Origin of the sequence: Massilia oculi (assembly GCF_017582745.1) — a bacterium.
GTDB classification, from domain to species: Bacteria; Pseudomonadota; Gammaproteobacteria; order Burkholderiales; family Burkholderiaceae_D; genus Telluria; species Telluria oculi_A.
In genome coordinates this window covers 66,129-83,917 of sequence record NZ_JAFVIM010000006.1, presented here as the reverse complement: position 1 = coordinate 83,917, position 17,789 = coordinate 66,129, and the positions used below count along the sequence as shown (strand labels likewise).

Here is a 17,789-nt window from a genome sequence, read left to right as displayed (position 1 = left end):
TGGAATATCGGTGGGTTTTTTTATTCAGCAGGAAGCGACCCGGAGCGGGCCGCGCCTCGACCATAAGGAAGCGCTTATGAGCATGGTGCGAGCGAGCAACATCGTCGAGCCCGGCGCCGCGCCGGTCGGTTCCAAAGCGCCAGCGCGGCGCACAGCACGGTTCCCTGGCCTGACCGCGGATGCAACCCCAACGGGAATGCGGCGCTTGTCATAATGGGATGGGAGAGCGAAGCTTGCTCGACGTAAAATATCGACAAACGAACTCTCCGAGTACTTTCACGATGAAACCATTCTTCGCCCTGGCCCTGGCGGCTGCGAGCACCGCAGCAAGTGCGCAGACGCCGGCCACCAACCCGATGCCCGACGGCAGCCGCGACATGTACGCAGGGCTGGGCGCCGTCTCGCGGCCGCGTTACGAAGGGGCGGACAGCCAAAAGGTTTCAGCCTTGCCGGTGCTCCAGGTCCAATGGAGCAACGGCCTTTTTATTTCCGGCATGAGCGCGGGGATGCATCTGTCCAACCGTCCCACGGTCGAGTATGGTCCGCTGCTGTCGGTCCACCCGAACCGTGACGAGTCCGGCACGGGCCGCATCGTCGATGGCGTTGGCGTATCGACCTCGCCGCTGCACTTTGCACGGACCGGGAACCGTCTGGCGGGCATGGAAGACGTGAGCACCCGGCTCGAAGGCGGTTTTTTCTTCAATTACTATCTGGCGCCGGAATGGCGGCTGACCAGCAGCGTGCTGTTTGGCGCAGGCAACGACCGCGATGGCGCACGCATGGAGCTGGGCGTGCAGCGCCTGGCCGTGCAGCTCGCGCCGCAGCACACGATCTCGTTCAATGCCGGCGCAACGATCGTCAACGCCGACTACAGCCGCGCCTATTTCGGCGTGACCGGCCAGGAATCCTGGCAAAGCGGCAATCCGCCCTATCGCCCGGGCGGCGGCCTCAAGGATGTCCGCGCCGGCGTGCGCTGGAACTGGGCGCTGAGCCCCTCCTGGATGCTGGTCACCAATGTCCAGGCCACGCGCCTGGTCGGCAGCGTCCGCAATAGCCCGCTCGTCGAGCGGCCCACCAACGTGACGGTTTCGGCCGCCTTCGCCTACCGGTTTTGATGATGCGACGCGCACACCTCACCGCCTGCGTGACCTTGCTGCTGACGGCCGGACTGGCCGTGGCGCAGCCGCGCGCCGGGGAATGGGTGAACTATCGTGACGCCTACCGCGCGATGGTGCTGTTTGACAAATACGGTGGCCCCAAGAATCTGTTGAACAACCATTTGCAGGTGCTGCCGCGCGACAAGGGCGTGCTGCAACCGGGCGCGCAACTGCTCATGCAGGGCAAGAGCGTCCGGACCAGCCTGGCGCTGGATCCGCTCGGCCGCGCCGTGCTGCCGCTGCTCAAGGCGGCCTATGACGAGAACGCGGTGTTGACGCCGAACCGGCCGCTGGGCGGCTTCACGGTCAAGCCGCGGGTCTCGCTGGCGCTGCGCGCCGATGGCGCCTACGAGGTGGCCGACCTGCGCGCGGCCTGCGAGCAGGCGCTCGGCTTCGCCCGCTATGCCGACAATTCGGCGCGCGGCCGCCAATGCGTCGGCGTGCGCCTGGTGTTCCCGAAAGAAGGCGAGGCGGCGGACGTGCGGGTGCGCGCGGGCGGCGCCGAACAGGCGCTGGCGCCTTCGCGCGGGGCTGCCTTCGCGGGCGACGCCGACGACGACTTCCCGGTCGTGACCTACCGCTTCGGCGCGCAGCCGGCGGGCCAGGTCGTCACCTACAACGCGCCGCTCGCGATCGTGCCGCTGTTCGAATAAGACAGCGCGAAAAAAAACCTGCGATACCGCAGGTTTCATGGGTGGGTCTTCAATTCCAGGCAGAGGGCGAGAACAGGTAACCTTCGCCCCACACCGTCTTGATCTTTTCCGATTCCGCATCGTCGAACTTGCGGCGCAGCTTCGAGATGCAGTTGTCGATGCTGCGGTCGAGGCCGTCGAACTCGATGCCGCGCATCTTCTTGAGCAGGGCGTCGCGCGAGAGCACGCGTCCGGCCGCCTCGGCCAGCACCAGCAGCAGCTTGTACTCGGTATTCGACAGCACGCAGGGCTGGCCGCGCCAGACCACGCTGCGGTCGGAGGTGACGATGCGCAGGGCGCCGAACTGCAGCACGCGCGCATCGACGCCCGACTTGGCCTGGGTGCGGCGCATCAGCGCGCGCAGGCGCGCCAGCAGGACGCGCGGCTGGACCGGCTTGTTGACGAAGTCGTCGGCGCCTTGCTCGAGGCCGGATACTTCGTCATAGGAGTCTTCGCGCGCGGTGAGGATGAGGATCGGCACGTCGGACTGGTCGCGAATCTGGCGGCACACGACCATGCCGTCCAGGCCCGGCAGCATAAGGTCGAGGATCACGACGTCGGGCGCCAGTTCCTTGAAACGGTCGAGCGCCGCATCGCCGCGCGTGACCAGTTCGACCGCGAATTCATAGCCGGACAGGTATTCGGTGACGAGCTCGGCCAGCCGCGCATCGTCTTCCACCAACATCACTCGGTACATACAATTTTCTCCTCCGTCCGGCATTGTATAAGACCAAGTCTCCAATTAACACATCCTCCAGACATAGAAGACAGTTAATTACAGTTTGACGACAATTGGAAGGGATTGCGGCTTGCCGGGACGATCACGAGCGTGGCCATCATGCCAACTTGCGGCGGGGTGTGACGTTGCAGATGTCCGGCTCCATCCATCCGGGATTTCCTAAAAACGGACTGATCGATGTCAAACGGGCGCGATCGAACGGCGGTTAAAAAGGTGATCTTTCTATTTTGATCATCCGAAGGACACGCAGTGACGACCGCACCGCATGACGCGCAGTTCGACATCCATCCCGGCTCGGGCGATCCGCACGGCGGCTGGCTGCCCCGATACGGCAGCGCCGGCATGCGGACGTATATCGAGCGCGTGCTGGGCGCCGGAAGAACGGCGCTGGCGCCATCGGTGCAGGCGCTGGCCACCTATATCGAGAACACCGAAGACGTCCGCCGCCTTGCCAACAAAGCCTGCGCGGAATGCCTGGCCAGCGTCGGTACGCATGCGCCGCGCATCGAGGACGTTGGCGCCTTGCTGCATGGTTTCAACACGATCCTCACCCATGCGCCGGGCTTCATCGACGGTGAATTGATCGGCCTGCCGTTTGCCGCCTTCATGGCGGATCTCGGCCGGACCGCGAGCGGCGCCGCCTTGTTCGGGCATCCAACCATCAAGCTCCTGACGTCGAACATCCTGAACGACTGGCATGCCTTCCTGGACAGCCCGGCCTCGAACGCGGGCTTTCGTGTCGATGGCGAACAGTGGCTGTCGGCGGCGGCGAAGGAGCGCTACCGCTTCTCCTTGTGGCGCAAGGATGCCGGCACGCCGCCCTACTGGAACAGCTGGAATGCCTTCCTGACCCGACCCTTCGACGATCCCGCGCGGGCACGTCCCGTCGCCGATCCGGATTCGAACCGGACCGTCGCCTGCCCGACCGATGGCGCGCCGGTACGCGAGGACGCATTCCGGTTCGGGGGCAGGCATTGCACGCTGGCCGATCTCCTCGCAACGAGCGTGCCGCAGCAGCAGGCGCTGGTCGACTATTACCGGCTGGTCGACCTGTTCGAGGGCGGCCGCGTGTTCCAGACCAAGCTCGGGCCCTATGACTTCCAGCGCTGGTGGGCGCCAGTGCATGGCGAAGTGCTGTTCGACCCGTTCACCATTCCCGGCGGCTTCGCCAGCGGGGTGATCGTGATCAGGACCGCCGACCATGGCCATGTGTGCTGCATCCCGCTGGGCACGAGCGCGGCGTCCGGCATTGTGTTCGATCCGGCCATGCGGCGCGGCGCGCTGGTGCGCAAGGGCCAGGAAATGGGGATGTTCAGCGGCGGCGGTGCGTCGTTCGCGCTTTTTTTCGAGAAGCTGCCCGGCAAGGAGCTGATCTTCCTGAATGCCGACGGCGTGCGCTGTTCGCAGGGTTCGCTTTCGATCGGTGCGCAGATCGGCGCCTGGTACGTCAGGAAGTAGTAGCCGGGCGCCCCGAATATTGGATTCAATTAATAAATATTTCTCAATATAAACTCCTATCGAGTGTTGCTTGAAAATAATTGTCTATACAGAAAAATATCTGTAATAATCCAATCACTTTCTGCCGATAACGTAAGGTTTCGATCAGAAAAATGGATGCCTGGCCGGCGCAGGTGCCGGTAGCGCATCTTTTGCTACTGCCTACAACATACTGCTCGGCGGCCAAATGTTCATCCGACACCTTCCAACTACCCGGAACGGATCAGCGGCAGGCTGCCCAGTCGACCATCATTTCTCCATCAACGATCGCCTGCATCTCGCACGGCGCACGCGATGTCACGCAGCGCGGCTTGTCCCGCGTCAGTCCGGCGGGTGCACCACATGCCAAGCCATTGACTGCCGGTTCTCAAAAATCTCAAAACATAACCGCGGTCAATGATTCTCGAAATCGGCTCCAGCAACATCATCTCACTTTCACTGTTTTGATTAACCCCGATGCAACGGCGCCTCCCGGGCGCTGAAGTGAAAGCAGGGAACGCAATACCTTTGCGGTCGTCCAGGCAGCAATCTTGCACAAAGAGGAGAGCGGCAATAGCGCACATTCAAAATCCGGAGAGCACTGTTGGAGAACTGTATTGAGCGGCTGTCTCGCCTGGTGGGCAGTTCGGCCGCCAGGAGCATGCCGACGTCCTTTTTGATGGCAGGGTGCTTTAACTATTCAATGAGCTTGATTTAATTAGAAAAGGCGTAGGGGTTGGCGCGCGAGTCCCGGACTCGACGTGGAGCATGCACATCACACCAAAAAAAGTGGAGACATGAAAATGCTGGAAACCATAACCAGGCAGGTGCCCCCGGCGCCCGCATATCCGTCTGCAGGTCTGAAACAACAACATCTCACCGATCAAGGAGCGCCAAATGCATAATTCATCGGCAGCCGCGCTTCAGCCCCATCAACCGGCGTCCGGCAATACGCGCTGGTTCCAGCTCGCCGTCGGCGTCGTCTGCATGATCGCCACGGCGAACATCCAGTATGCGTGGACCCTGTTCGTTCCAGAAATCCAGGGTGAGTTCGGCTGGTCGCGGGCCAGCATCCAGGTCGCGTTCACGCTGTTCGTCATCGTCCAGACCTGGCTCGCGCCGCTCGAAGGCTACTTCATCGATAAATTCGGGCCCCGCATGATGGTCGCCTTTGGCGCCATCTTCATCGGCCTGGCCTGGATCATCAATTCGCAAGCCACCACCCTGGCCGGGTTCTATGTCGGTGCGGCCGTCGGCGGTATCGGCGTGGGCTCGATCTACGCCACTTGCATCAATAACGCGATCAAGTGGTTCCCGGATCGCCGCGGCCTGGCCGTCGGCCTCACCGCGGGTGGCTACGGCGCCGGTTCGGCCGCCACGATCCTGCCGATCGCGGCCATGATCGAGTCGTCGGGCTTCCAGCAGACCTTCCTGTTCTTCGGCATCCTGCAAGGCAGCCTGGCCTTCGTCGCCGCCTGGTTCCTGCGCTCGCCAAAAGCGACCGAGGTCAAGAAGTCGAGCAAGCTGGTGCAATCGACGCATGACTACACGCTCAAGGAAGCGCTGAACACCAAGCTGTTCTGGCTGATGCTGGTGATGTTCGTGCTGGTGGTCACCGGCGGCATGATGGCGGTGGCGCAGCTGGGCGTGATCGCGCAGGATCTCGGCGTGAAGGAATTCCAGGTCGACCTGCACTTCTTCGTGATGGCCGCCTTGCCGCTGGCGCTGATGCTCGACCGGATCATGAACGGCATCTCGCGGCCGCTGTTCGGCTGGATCTCGGACCATATCGGCCGCGAGAAGACCATGGTCATCGCGTTCACGCTCGAAGGCTGCGGCATCATCGCGCTCGGCTACTTCGGCAGCAACCCGTACGCCTTCCTGATCCTGTCCGGCATCGTGTTCCTGGCCTGGGGCGAAGTGTACTCGCTGTTCTCGGCCCTGGCCGGCGATGCCTTCGGCACCAAGCACATCGGCAAGATCTACGGGGTGCTGTACACCGCGAAGGGCATCGGCGCGCTGTTCGTCCCGGTCGGTAACCTGATGATGGAGGCGACCGGCACCTGGTCGACCGTCCTGTACACGGTGGCCACCATGGACCTCGTCGCGGCGCTGCTGGCGATCACGGTGCTGCGACCGGTGCTGCGCAATCACGTCAGCTACTCGAGGAGTCGCTACGCGGAAGAAAACGCGGTCGGCAAAGGGCCTTTGCCTGCCTGACAGCCACGGCGCAGCGTGACAGGGAAACGGGCTTCTTCGGAAGCCCGTTTTTCTTGCCTGGCCGGCGCGGTTTCGATGTTAAAACGTCATTTCATGAATCTTGACTGCGGTCATTGAGCTCGTCCGCTGCGCCTCGTTAAGATCAATCGGCGTTTTGCTCTCATGCGCTGATGCAGTGCAGCGTGCACGAATGCGCTGCCAGGAGCAGAATGCAATGGCTGAGTTAAATCTTCGGAGGAAACTGGTATGGGCAAGGCACTGGAAGGCGTTCGCATCCTCGATTTCACCCATGTCCAGTCCGGACCGACCTGCACCCAGTTGCTGGCCTGGTTCGGGGCCGACGTCATCAAGGTCGAGCGCGCCGGCGAGGGCGATGCGACACGCAACCAGTTGCGCGACATCGCGGGCGTGGACAGCCTGTATTTCACCATGCTCAACCATAACAAGCGCTCCATGACGCTCGACGCCAAGCGGCCGGCCGGCAAGGAAGTGCTGGAAACGCTGATCAAGCACTGCGACGTGCTGGTCGAGAACTTCGCGCCAGGCGCGCTCGATCGGATGGGCTTTTCCTGGGAGCGTATCCAGGAACTCAATCCACGCATGATCGTGGCGTCGGTCAAGGGCTTCGGTCCCGGCCCCTACGAGCACTGCAAGGTTTATGAAAACGTGGCCCAGTGCACTGGCGGCGCGGCGGCCACCACCGGTTTCGACGACGGCCCGCCGATGGTCACCGGCGCCCAGATCGGCGACAGCGGCAGCGGCCTGCACCTGGCGCTGGGCATCGTCACCGCGCTCTACCAGCGCAACAGCACGGGCCGCGGCCAGAAGGTGCTCACCTCGATGCAGGACGCGGTGTTGAACCTGTGCCGGGTCAAGCTGCGCGACCAGCAGCGGCTCGAGCGCAACGGTGTGATGGAAGAATATCCGCAGTTCGCCGACGGCCAGTTCGGCGAGTCGGTCCCGCGCGCGGGCAATGCCTCGGGCGGCGGGCAGCCGGGTTGGATCCTCAAGTGCAAGGGTTGGGAGAGCGATCCGAACGCCTATATCTACTTCATCGCGCAGGCCCAGGTCTGGCCCGCGGTCTGCAAGTTGATCGGGCGCGAGGAGTGGATCACCGACCCCGATTACGCGACCCCGAAGGCGCGCCTGCCGCGCCTGATGTCGATCTTCGCCACGGTCGAGGAGTGGAGTACCACGCTCACCAAGTTCGAGGCGATGGATATCCTGAACAAATACGATATCCCTTGTGGCCCGATCCTGTCGATGAAGGAAATCGCGCAAGAGCCGTCGCTGCGCGCCACCGGCACGATCGTCGAGGTCGATCATCCCGAGCGCGGCTCCTACCTCAGCGTGGGCAATCCGATCAAGCTGTCCGACAGCCCGACCGAGGTGCGGCGTTCGCCCCTGCTGGGCGAGCATACCGATGAAGTGCTGGCCGACCTGGGCTATTCGCGCGAGCAGATCGCGCTGCTGCGCGACGAGCGGGTGATCTAGGGGCGGCTCATGCCTGGCCGGGTCCAGTATCCAGGCTGGGCGTAGACCGCCTTGAGAGTATCGATGAAGCTGCGCACCCGCGCCGGCAGGTGGCGCTGCTGCATATAGACCGCCATGATGTCGTAGTCGGGCAGCGCGTACTCGTCGAGCACCGTGACCAGTTCGCCGCTCGCCAGCTGCGCCTGGATCTCCCAGGTGGAGCGCCAGGCCAGCCCCAGTCCTTCGCTCGCCCAGCGGTGCAGCAATTCGCCGTCGTTGCAATCGAGGTTGCCGTTCACCTTGATGGTCACCGGCTTGCCGTCCTTCTGGAAATACCAGCCGCGCTGCTGGCCGCCCTGAAGATTAAATGCCAGGCAGTTGTGCTGCGCCAGCTCCTCCAGCGTGCGCGGGACGCCGCAGCGCGCGAAATAATCCGGGGTGCCGCACACCACCCGTCGGTTGGTTGCCAGCCGCACCGCGACGAAACTCGGATCGAGCACGCCGCCGATCCTGATCCCCAGCTCATAGCCTTCGCGCACCAGGTCGACCACGTGGTCGGTGAGGTTGAACGAGATCTGCACGTTCGGATTGGCCGCCAGGTAGGCCGGGGCGTGCGGCGCCACGTGCAGCCGCCCGAAAGCCGCCGGCGCCGACACGATCAGGTGCCCGCTGGCCTGGTCGCGGCCTTCCGAGACGATGGTCTCGGCCAGGTCGATGTCCGCCAGCAGCCTGCGGCAATGCTCGAGGAATACCGACCCCGACTCGGTCAGCGTCAGGTGGCGCGTGGTCCGGTGCAGCAGCTTGACGCCCAGCCGCCGTTCGAGCGCGTCGATGCGGCGCCCCAGCATCACCGGCGTGATGTTCTGCCCCAGCGCGGCGCGCGCCAGGCTGCCCTTGTCGACCGCGTCGACGAAGGCCCACATCTGTTTGACCTTGTCCATGTCTTCAGTATTCCATACTCCAGAGATCGAATACACCTACTTTTTGTGTTCTTATCAGCAGCGCCACGACGCTCTAGCATAAGGTCATCGCAATCGTGCGTTCATGAGCCTGGAGGTTGGAATGGCAAGGATGACAGCAGCAGAGGCAGCGGTGCTGGTGATGGAAAAAGAAGGCATCGAGGTCGCCTTCGGCGTGCCCGGCGCCGCGATCAATCCCTTCTACGCAGCGCTGCGCAAGCGCGACAGCATCCGCCACTACCTGGCGCGCCACGTCGAAGGCGCCTCGCACATGGCCGAGGGCTATACCCGGGCCAAGGCCGGCAACCTGGGCGTGTGCATCGGCACCTCCGGGCCGGCCGGCACCGACATGATCACGGGCCTCTATTCGGCGCAAGCCGATTCGATACCTATTCTTTGCATTACCGGCCAGGCGCCGCGCGCCCGCCTGTACAAGGAAGACTTCCAGGCGGTCGACATCGAGTCGATCGCCAGGCCCGTGACCAAGTGGGCCGTCACGGTGCGCGAGCCGGCCCTGGTGCCGCGCGTATTCCAGCAGGCCTTCCACCTGATGCGTTCAGGCCGGCCCGGCCCGGTGCTGATCGACCTGCCGATCGACGTGCAGATGGCGCAGATCGAGTTCGACGGCGACACCTATGCGCCGCTGGCGCTGCACAAGCCGCAGGCGACCCGCGCCCAGGTCGAGAAGGCGCTCGACATGCTGAACGGGGCGCGGCGCCCCTTGATCACCGCCGGCGGCGGCATCATCAATGCCGACGCCTCGGCGCTGCTGGTGGAGTTCGCGGAGATCACGGGCGTGCCCGTCATCCCGACCCTGATGGGATGGGGATCGATTCCCGACGACCATCCGCAGATGGCGGGCATGGCCGGCCTGCAGACCAGCCACCGCTACGGCAATGCGACCTTGCTGGCCTCCGACTTCGTGATGGGCATCGGCAACCGCTGGGCCAACCGCCATACGGGCGGCATCGAGGTGTTCACCAAGGACCGCACCTTCGTGCACATCGATATCGAGCCGACCCAGATCGGGCGCGTCTTCGGCCCGGATCTCGGCATCGTGTCCGATGCGAAGGCGGCGCTCGAACTGCTGGTGGAGGTGGCGCGCGAGTGGCGCGCCAGCGGCCGCCTGCAAGACCGCAGCCAATGGCTGGAAGAATGCCAGGAGCGCAAGCGCACCATGCTGCGCAAGAGCGATTTCGACACCGTGCCGGTCAACCCCTTGCGCGTCTACCACGAGATGAACGCCTATTTTGGACGCGACGTGCGCTACGTGGCCAGCATCGGCCTGTCGCAGATCGCCGCCGCCCAGTTCCTGCACGTGAACCACCCGCGCCACTGGATCAACTGCGGTCAGGCCGGCCCGCTGGGCTGGACCATCCCGGCGGCGCTCGGCGTGCGCGTGGCCGATCCCGACGCCGACATCGTCGCCATCTCGGGCGACTACGATTTCCAGTTCCTGATCGAGGAGCTGGCGGTGGCGGCGCAGTTCAAGCTGCCGTACATCCACGTCCTGGTAAACAACGCCTACCTCGGCCTGATCCGCCAGGCCCAGCGCGGCTTCGAGATGGACTACTGCGTCCAGCTGGCGTTCGAGAACGTCAACGCGCCCGAACTGGAAGGGTATGGCGTCGATCACGTCGCCGTGGTCGAGGGCCTGGGCTGCAAGGCGCTCAGGGTGTTCCGGCCCGATGACATCATTCCCGCCTTCGAGCGCGCCCGCGCGCTGATGCAGCAGTACAGCGTGCCGGTGGTGGTCGAGATCATCCTCGAGCGCGTCACCAATATCGCGATGGGCACGGAGATCGACGCGCTCAACGAATTCAATGAAGTCCTCGATGTCGAATAACGCCAGCACAGGAGACCGAGATGACCAGACTTGCCGCCAACCTGACCATGCTGTTCAACGAAGTCGATTTCCTCGACCGCTTCGAGCACGCCGCCAAGGCGGGCTTTCGCGGCGTCGAATTCCTGTTCCCCTATGCCTACCGGCTCGATGACATCACCGCCCGGCTCGATGCAAACCGCCTCGAACTCGTGCTGCACAACCTGCCGGCCGGGGACTGGGCCGGCGGCGAGCGCGGCATCGCCTGCCATCCGGGACGCGAAGCGGAGTTCCAGGACGGCGTCGGCGCGGCGATCGAGTATGCCAAGGGGCTGGGCGTCAAGCAGCTCAACTGCCTGGTGGGCATCGTGCCGCCTGGCGTCGCGCTGGAGGAGGCCTACTTCACGCTGGTGTCGAACCTCGGGTTCGCCGCCGACAAGCTCAAAGGCGAGGGGATCCGCCTCCTGATCGAGCCGATCAACACCTTCGACATCCCGGGATTCTTCCTGCACGGTACACGCCAGGCGCTGGACCTGATCCACGCGACCGGCTCCGACAACCTGTTCCTGCAGTACGACATCTATCACATGCAGCGCATGGAGGGCGAGCTGGCGGCGACGATCAAGGCCAACCTGCCGCTGATCCGCCACATCCAGCTGGCCGACAATCCAGGCCGCTTCGAGCCGGGCACGGGCGAGATCAACTACCGCTACCTGCTCGGCATGCTCGACGAGATCGGCTATGAGGGCTGGGTCGGCTGCGAGTACAAGCCAAAAGCCGGCACCGCGCAGGGCCTGCACTGGATCGGCGACCACGGCCTGCGGGCCTAGCCCGTAGTTACGGCTCGTGAAGCGCTTCGCACGACAACACACCTGGAGACCATCATGACGAAAGTAGGATTCATCGGCCTTGGCATCATGGGCGGCCCCATGGCCACCAAGCTGCAGGAAGGCGGCTGCAAGCTGTACCTGCACGACCTGAAAAATCCGCCGCTGGCGCTGATCGAGGGCGGCGCCACCGTCTGCACCAACGCCACCGAGGTGGCCAAGCGCGCCGACATCATCATCGTGATGGTGCCCGACACCCCGCACGTCGAGGAAGTGCTGTTCGGCGCCGAGGGCGTGGCGGCCGGCCTCACCCCCGGCAAGATCGTGATCGACATGAGTTCGATCTCGCCGATTGCCACCAAGGAATTCGCGAAAAAGATCAACAAGCGCCAGTGCGACTACCTCGACGCGCCGGTGTCGGGCGGCGAGGTGGGGGCGCGCGCCGCCACGCTCACCATCATGGTCGGTGGTGGGCAGGAGGCGTTCGACCGGGCCAGGCCGCTGTTCGAGCTGATGGGAAAGAACATCACGCTGGTGGGCGGCAATGGCGATGGCCAGACCACCAAGGTGGCGAACCAGATCATCGTCGCGCTGAACATCCAGGCCGTGGCGGAGGCGCTGCTGTTCGCCTCGAAGGCGGGCGCCGACCCGGCCAGGGTAAGGCAGGCACTGATGGGCGGTTTCGCCGCCTCGCGCATCCTGGAAGTGCACGGCGAGCGCATGGTCAAGCGCACCTTCGCGCCGGGATTCCGTATCGAGCTGCACCAGAAGGACCTCAACCTGGCGCTGCAGGGCGCGAAGAGCCTCGGTCTCGCGCTGCCGAATACCGCCAGCGCGCAGGAGCTGATGAATTCCTGCGCCGCCCACGGCATGGCCCAACTCGATCATTCGGCGCTGTGCCAGGCGATCGAGCGGATGTCGAACCACGCCATCGCCACCGCCTGACATGCATACACTGGTATTTCATCACGAGGCCTGCTTCGGGCACGAACCCGGGCCTGGCCACCCGGAATCTCCATGGCGCCTGCATGCGGTGCTCACGGCGCTGCGCCAGCCCGAATTCGCCCAACTGGCCTGGCGCGAGGCGCCGCCCGGCACGCGCGAACAGCTGTTGCTGGTGCACGACGCCGACTACATCGACGCGATCGTCGGCGCAGCACCGCTGGGCGGGCTGGTGGCGCTCGACGGCGGCGACACCCTGATGTCGCCCGGATCGCTGGACGCGGTGATGCGCTGCGTCGGCGCCGCCTGCGCCGGCGTGGATGCCGTGATGACGGGCGAGGCCGCCAACGTGTTCTGCGCGACCCGGCCTTGCGGACACCATGCCGAGCCTGGCCGGGCGATGGGTTTCTGCCTGTTCAACCAGGCCGCCATCGCCGCCGTCCATGCCCTCGAGGCGCACGGCCTGCAGCGCGTCGCGGTGATCGACTTCGACGTCCACCATGGAAATGGCACGCAGGCCGCGTTCTTCGACCGGCGCGAACTGTTTTACGGGTCGAGCCACCAATCGCCGCTGTATCCGGGGACCGGGGCGGCCAGCGAGACTGGCGTGAGCGGCAATATCGTCAATGTGCCGTTGCCGCCGGGCTGCAGTCCGGATCTGTTCTGTGCGCGGACGGCGGGCGTCCTGCTGCCGGCGCTGCGCGAGTTTGCGCCGCAACTGATCGTCATCTCGGCAGGATTCGACGCGCACCGGCTCGATCCGCTGGCCAGCATGAACCTGGAAAACGAGGATTTCGCGTGGATCACGCGCGAAGTCATGGAAATTGCGAGGGATGTGTGCCAAGGCCGGATCGTGTCGATCCTGGAGGGCGGCTACAGCGCCCAGGGGCTTGCCGGCGGTTGCGCGGCGCACGTGCGCGCGCTGATGCAGGGATGACTATTATAAAGCGCGGCGCCGCACACGGGATATCGCATCCAGTGAGGGCGCCTCGATTTGACGTCGTACGGTGTATTCCGGTAACGACAGGGCCGGGAATTACAGGCCGCAACCGTAGTAGGCCGGGTCCGAATCCTGGCCGGTGTAGCCTGGTTCGAGCTTCTCGCGCAGGTTCAGCGTGAGGAAGGCGACGATGAGCGACAGCAGCGAGTGCGACGGGGCTGCGAAAGTGGTTTCGGCTGGTGCGTTGATCATGACTGGCTCCTGAAAGTTGGTTTGTGCGATGCAGTAAATATAGGGACTACCTGCCGACGCTTCCAATTTCGAGTGCTGATACCAGTTATGCTGTATGTGAATGTCGCCCTATAAAAACCGGCATTTACGCGTGATCTCTACGGCGACCCGCATGCTCACCGGGTGTGGCTGGGTCGACACAGGATCAGGAACCGGGCGAGGGGATCAGCGCGGCGATCCGCGCCTTTCCTTCGTCCAGCAGGAACTGGCGGAACGCCCGCGCCACCGGAGGCAGGCGCTTCTCCCTCCGATGCACGACATACCAGTTGAGCATCAAGGGAAACCCTTCGACCTCCAGTACCACCAGGCTGCCTGCGGTCAGTTCGCGGGCGATCGTATGAAAGGACAGGAAACCCAGGCCGATCCCGGCGATCACCGCCTGCTTGATCGTCTCGGTGCTCTTGATCTCCATGGCGACGCTCAGTTCATCCAGGTGGGGGCCGAAGGCGTCCTGCATCGAGAACCAGGTATCGGAGCCCGGTTCGCGGATCACGAATGGGTGACGGATCAGCTCGGTCATCGATATGCGATCGCACCCAACCAGCGGGTGGTCGGGCGCAGCCACGATCACGTAGGGATGGGGGGCGAAGGCATCGTTCTGCGTGTCGAGATCGGCAGGGGGCCGCACCATCACGGCCAGGTCGGTGCGGTTCGCCGCCAGCTTGTCCAGCAATTCCTCGCGGTTGTGCACGGTCAGGTTCAGCTGCACGCCCGGATGCTGGCGCGCAAAAGCGACCATCAGTTGCGGAAAGAAATAGTCGCCGGCACTGATCACGGCCACGTTCAGCTTGCCGCCGGCGATTCCCTTGAGTTGCGCCATCGCATCTTCCGCTTCATCGAACTGCTGGATGATGGCGCGGCAGAAGTGCAGCAGCTCGTCGCCCGCCTGGGTCAGGTAGATCTTCTTTCCCAGTTGTTCGAACAAGGGCATGCCGACGTGGCCCTCGAGCGTGCGGACCTGGGTCGACACGGCCGGCTGGGTGAGGTGCAGCTCCTCGGCGGCGCGCGAAAAACTGAGGCGGCGCGCGACCGTCTCGAAGACTTTCAGTTGACGCAGTGTCGCGTTCTTCATCGGTTCTCCCACCCATGTATACGCAGTCGTTAATGATTATCCCTAAAAACTTTCACTATTGCTCATCATTTTGTTGGACTACGATGGTTTCAAGACAGCTCGACCGCAACCACCCACCTGGAGAGTGCCATGACGACGACCTGCAGCAGCAACATCGATGCCGAGTGCAATGCCTATAACGCGGCGTTTCATGAACTGGGATTGAGCTGGGTCTGGGATACCGGACTCTACGCGAGCGCGGTCGCCGGCGCCGACGACCGCACGGGCCTGCGCGATTATCTGGCGCGGCATCAATCGCACCTCCTGAGCGCGCATGACGCCGATTTCCTGGTCGAGGCAATCCTGGCCGCCAAGGAACGCTGCCAGGCGCAGCTGAGCGCCGCCGGCTGCAACCCAGGAGCCTACATCGACTGGTCCGCGCTCCAGCAGCGGCAAATCGGGGCGTAAATCCCACGGCTGGGCTGAGATTTTCGAATCTTAACCGTGGTCAAGGATATGCAGAATTGCTTCTTCCACAATCTGACTATCCCCTGACCCGACGTACGAGAGAGCTCCCATGATCCGACACTGGATTCGTTTTCAACACCTCGACACCATACGTTTTGGCACGCTCGAGGGCGACAAGATCCGGATCTTCAAGGGCGATATGTTCGACAGCCCGCGACGCACCGACATGGCAGTGAACCTGAACGAGGTCGAGGTACTCACGCCTAGCGTGCCGGGCAAGGTCCTGGCGATGTGGAACAATTTTCATGCGCTCGGCCAGAAGCTGGGCCTGGCGCCGCCAGCGGAGCCGCTCTACCTGATGAAGCCGTCGACCTCCTACCTGGCGCCGGGCGGGACGATCCGCAAGCCGCTGTGCGAGGGCAAGGTGGCGTTCGAGGGCGAGCTGGCGATCGTGATCGGCCGCCGCTGCACCGCGGTCCCGGTCGAAGAGGCGCACGACTATGTGTTCGGCTATACCTGCGCCAACGACGTCACCGTGGGCGAGATCATCGGGCGCGATCCGACCTTCCCACAGTGGGTGCGCGCCAAGGGCTTCGATACCTTTTGCCCGTTCGGCCCGGTGATTGCCACCGGGCTTAATCCGGCAATGCTGGTCGTGCGCACGACCCTGAACGGCGAGGTGCGCCAGGATTATCCGATCAACGACATGGTGTTTTCGGTGGCCGAACTGGTCAGCCGGATTTCCCAGGACATGACACTTGAGCCGGGCGACCTCCTGCTGTGCGGGACGTCGGTCGGCGTCGGCTCGATGCGGCCAGGCAGCACGATCGAGGTAGAGATCGACGGCATCGGAAAGCTCATCAATCGGTTCGAGTAAACGACAAGGGGTGGGTCATGAAGATCGCAGTAATTGGAGCGGGGGCTATTGGCGGCCTCGTCGGCGCCAGGTTGGCGCTGGCGGGCGAGGAGGTGACGTTCATCGTGCGGGGAGCCAATCTTGCGGCGATCCGCACGAACGGCATCAAGCTCATCGAGATGGACGGGGAGGAGAGGATCGCCTCGCAAGTGCGGGCGACGGACGACTATGACGCGGCCGGCGAGCAGGACCTGGTGATCCTGGCCCTCAAGGCGCACCAGGTCGACGGCGTGTCGGCCCAGATCGGCAAGCTGTTCGGTCCGAGCACCGTGGTGGTGACGATGCAGAACGGCATACCGTTCTGGTATTTCCACCGCCATGGCGGCGAGTTCGACGGGCGCACCGTGCACAGCGTCGACGCTGGCGGCGAGTTGGCGCGCCGGATTCCACCGGAGCGCGTGCTCGGCTGCGTGGTCTATCCGGCCGCCGAACTGGTGGCGCCGGGCGTCATCCGGCACATCGAAGGCGTGCGCTTCCCGCTGGGGGAGCTGGATGGCACGACGAGCGAGCGGGTGGCTGCGGTATCGGCCTGCTTCCAGAACGCCGGCTTCAAGTCGCCGGTGCTCGACAATATCCGCGCCGAGATCTGGCTCAAGCTATGGGGCAACGTCAGCTTCAACCCGATCAGCGCGCTGGCGCATTCGACCCTGGTCGACATCTGCCAGTACCCGCTCACACGCGAACTGGCGGCGGAGATGATGCGCGAGGCGGAAGCGGTGGCAACCAAATTGGGCATCACCTTCCGCGTGACCCTCGATCGGCGGATCGAGGGCGCGGCGCAGATCGGCAAGCACAAGACCTCGATGCTGCAAGACGTGGAAGCGGGGCGGGGGCCGGAAATCGATGCCCTGGTCGGATCGGTGATCGAACTGGCGCGCATGACCGGCACGCCGACGCCGCATATCGATTCGGCGTATGCGCTCGTGAAGCTGCTGGAGCAGACCATGACCGAGGAGGGTGGTGGCGTCAAGCTGCAGAGGGCGGTGACGCCGGCGTCTCCGGTATCGACAGTTTAGCCGCACCATGCGTCGCCCCCGCGAAGGCGGGGGCCCAAGTTTGCAAGCGTATCGGTAACGCAGAACTTAGGCCCCCGCCTTCGCGGGGGCGACGGTTTTGTGCCAACAAAATCAGCGACTTCGCCTGACTTTCAGATCTTCCCCCGATTCTTCAACCGGCTCAACGTCTCCGGCGACAGGTTCAGGTACGCCGCCAATTCCTTTTTCGGCAGCCGTTCGAACAGGTCGGGGTGCTTGCGCATGAAGCGATGGACCCGGCCCGGCGCATCGAGCAGATGCAGCGTGATGGTGTGCGCCATGATCGCGCTCATCAGGTTCATGACTTCGTACTCGAAGGCCTGCTTCACGGTGCTGTGACTGCGCAGGTAGTCGACCCATTGCGGCAGCGGCATGCGCGCCACCCGCACCTTGGTGACGCAGGCGATGGAAAATGGCGTCGGCATCTTGAGGCACCAGGCGGCGTAGCTGGTTTCGATGTCCCGTTCCGCCGAAAAGCGCAGGATCATCTCCTTGGCTTCCTGGTTGGAGACCTGGCGCTTGAGGATGCCGTCCAGGATGAAGTATTGCGACATCTCGTGCACGCCCTGGTTCATCAGCAGGTCGCCCTTCTGGTGGTTCTCGATCGTCAGGTACGGCTCGAGCGCCGCCATTTCGCTGTCGCGCAATTCCTTGAGCACTACGTTCTGCTTTAACTGCAGACGAATGATGTTCCGTTCCGAGTGATTTGCAATAGTCGTCATGAACGCGGCCGTTTAGCGAGATTCTCGCATCATGCGGCCAAAATTGACCATGGTCAATGA

General features: G+C 63.8%; 18 protein-coding genes. 13 read left to right on the top strand and 5 right to left on the bottom strand.

Annotated features, from left to right (window positions below; translation table 11 throughout):
• The first annotated feature begins 281 nt into the window (after positions 1-281).
• Together J3U95_RS09160 and J3U95_RS09155 are read left to right on the top strand one after the other, a co-directional pair.
• Positions 282-1,115 carry a MipA/OmpV family protein gene (locus J3U95_RS09160; RefSeq protein WP_208278304.1) on the top strand — a complete coding sequence of 278 codons (834 nt, stop codon included), beginning with the start codon at positions 282-284 and terminating at the stop codon, positions 1,113-1,115.
• Between the two features lie 2 nt (positions 1,116-1,117).
• Complete coding sequence (locus J3U95_RS09155) at positions 1,118-1,810, top strand: hypothetical protein (RefSeq protein ID WP_229519732.1); 693 nt, start codon at positions 1,118-1,120, stop codon at positions 1,808-1,810.
• 49 nt (positions 1,811-1,859) lie between these two features.
• On the opposite strand, the gene J3U95_RS09150 is transcribed toward J3U95_RS09155, so the two are convergent.
• Positions 1,860-2,546 carry a response regulator gene (locus J3U95_RS09150; RefSeq protein ID WP_109344415.1) on the bottom strand — a complete coding sequence of 229 codons (687 nt, stop codon included), beginning with the start codon at positions 2,544-2,546 and terminating at the stop codon, positions 1,860-1,862.
• Between the two features lie 291 nt (positions 2,547-2,837).
• Here J3U95_RS09150 and J3U95_RS09145 point away from each other — a divergent pair, with 291 nt between their 5' ends.
• From J3U95_RS09145 to frc, 4 genes are all read left to right on the top strand, one after another.
• Complete coding sequence (locus J3U95_RS09145; RefSeq protein ID WP_208278302.1) at positions 2,838-4,046, top strand: phophatidylserine decarboxylase associated domain-containing protein; 1,209 nt, start codon at positions 2,838-2,840, stop codon at positions 4,044-4,046.
• 152 nt (positions 4,047-4,198) lie between these two features.
• The gene (locus J3U95_RS09140) at positions 4,199-4,567 is read left to right on the top strand and encodes a hypothetical protein (RefSeq protein WP_208278301.1); all 369 of its coding nucleotides are present in this window, start codon (positions 4,199-4,201) and stop codon (positions 4,565-4,567) included.
• 394 nt (positions 4,568-4,961) lie between these two features.
• Positions 4,962-6,284 (top strand): oxalate/formate MFS antiporter, encoded by a 1,323-nt coding sequence (gene oxlT / locus J3U95_RS09135; RefSeq protein ID WP_208278300.1) that lies wholly within the window; start codon positions 4,962-4,964, stop codon positions 6,282-6,284.
• Between the two features lie 246 nt (positions 6,285-6,530).
• Complete coding sequence (frc, locus tag J3U95_RS09130) at positions 6,531-7,778, top strand: formyl-CoA transferase (protein ID WP_208278299.1); 1,248 nt, start codon at positions 6,531-6,533, stop codon at positions 7,776-7,778.
• Here frc and J3U95_RS09125 read toward each other — a convergent pair.
• Complete coding sequence (locus J3U95_RS09125) at positions 7,775-8,698, bottom strand: LysR family transcriptional regulator (protein WP_208278298.1); 924 nt, start codon at positions 8,696-8,698, stop codon at positions 7,775-7,777. The two genes, frc and J3U95_RS09125, sit on opposite strands and share 4 nt — an antisense overlap.
• 121 nt (positions 8,699-8,819) lie before the next feature.
• Between J3U95_RS09125 and gcl the strand changes: the two genes are divergently transcribed.
• The 4 genes from gcl to J3U95_RS09105 are packed head-to-tail and all read left to right on the top strand — an operon-like array spanning position 8,820 to position 13,244.
• Positions 8,820-10,562 carry a glyoxylate carboligase gene (gene gcl, locus J3U95_RS09120; protein WP_208278297.1) on the top strand — a complete coding sequence of 581 codons (1,743 nt, stop codon included), beginning with the start codon at positions 8,820-8,822 and terminating at the stop codon, positions 10,560-10,562.
• Between the two features lie 20 nt (positions 10,563-10,582).
• Positions 10,583-11,368, top strand: coding sequence for a hydroxypyruvate isomerase (gene hyi, locus J3U95_RS09115; RefSeq protein WP_208278296.1), 786 nt, complete (start codon positions 10,583-10,585; stop codon positions 11,366-11,368).
• Positions 11,369-11,422: 54 nt separating this feature from the next.
• Positions 11,423-12,310 (top strand): 2-hydroxy-3-oxopropionate reductase, encoded by an 888-nt coding sequence (locus J3U95_RS09110; protein WP_208278295.1) that lies wholly within the window; start codon positions 11,423-11,425, stop codon positions 12,308-12,310.
• A gap of 1 nt (position 12,311) precedes the next feature.
• Positions 12,312-13,244: a histone deacetylase family protein gene (locus J3U95_RS09105; protein ID WP_208278294.1), complete on the top strand. Its 933-nt coding sequence runs from the start codon at positions 12,312-12,314 to the stop codon at positions 13,242-13,244.
• A gap of 99 nt (positions 13,245-13,343) precedes the next feature.
• Here J3U95_RS09105 and J3U95_RS09100 read toward each other — a convergent pair whose 3' ends face one another.
• Complete coding sequence (locus tag J3U95_RS09100; protein ID WP_005669059.1) at positions 13,344-13,499, bottom strand: hypothetical protein; 156 nt, start codon at positions 13,497-13,499, stop codon at positions 13,344-13,346.
• A gap of 184 nt (positions 13,500-13,683) precedes the next feature.
• The gene (locus J3U95_RS09095; protein WP_208278293.1) at positions 13,684-14,610 is read right to left on the bottom strand and encodes a LysR family transcriptional regulator; all 927 of its coding nucleotides are present in this window, start codon (positions 14,608-14,610) and stop codon (positions 13,684-13,686) included.
• 129 nt (positions 14,611-14,739) lie between these two features.
• On the opposite strand from J3U95_RS09095, the gene J3U95_RS09090 reads away from it, so the two are divergent.
• The 3 genes from J3U95_RS09090 to J3U95_RS09080 all read left to right on the top strand — a co-directional run bounded on the left by J3U95_RS09090 (position 14,740) and on the right by J3U95_RS09080 (position 16,989).
• Positions 14,740-15,057 (top strand): HAD family hydrolase, encoded by a 318-nt coding sequence (locus tag J3U95_RS09090; RefSeq protein WP_208278292.1) that lies wholly within the window; start codon positions 14,740-14,742, stop codon positions 15,055-15,057.
• 109 nt (positions 15,058-15,166) lie between these two features.
• Positions 15,167-15,934 (top strand): fumarylacetoacetate hydrolase family protein, encoded by a 768-nt coding sequence (locus tag J3U95_RS09085; protein ID WP_208278291.1) that lies wholly within the window; start codon positions 15,167-15,169, stop codon positions 15,932-15,934.
• 17 nt (positions 15,935-15,951) lie between these two features.
• Positions 15,952-16,989 (top strand): 2-dehydropantoate 2-reductase, encoded by a 1,038-nt coding sequence (locus J3U95_RS09080; RefSeq protein ID WP_208278290.1) that lies wholly within the window; start codon positions 15,952-15,954, stop codon positions 16,987-16,989.
• 131 nt (positions 16,990-17,120) lie between these two features.
• Here the strand turns inward: J3U95_RS09080 and J3U95_RS09075 are convergent, their stop codons facing one another.
• Positions 17,121-17,729: a Crp/Fnr family transcriptional regulator gene (locus J3U95_RS09075; protein WP_208278289.1), complete on the bottom strand. Its 609-nt coding sequence runs from the start codon at positions 17,727-17,729 to the stop codon at positions 17,121-17,123.
• Between the last annotated feature and the right edge of the window lie 60 nt (positions 17,730-17,789).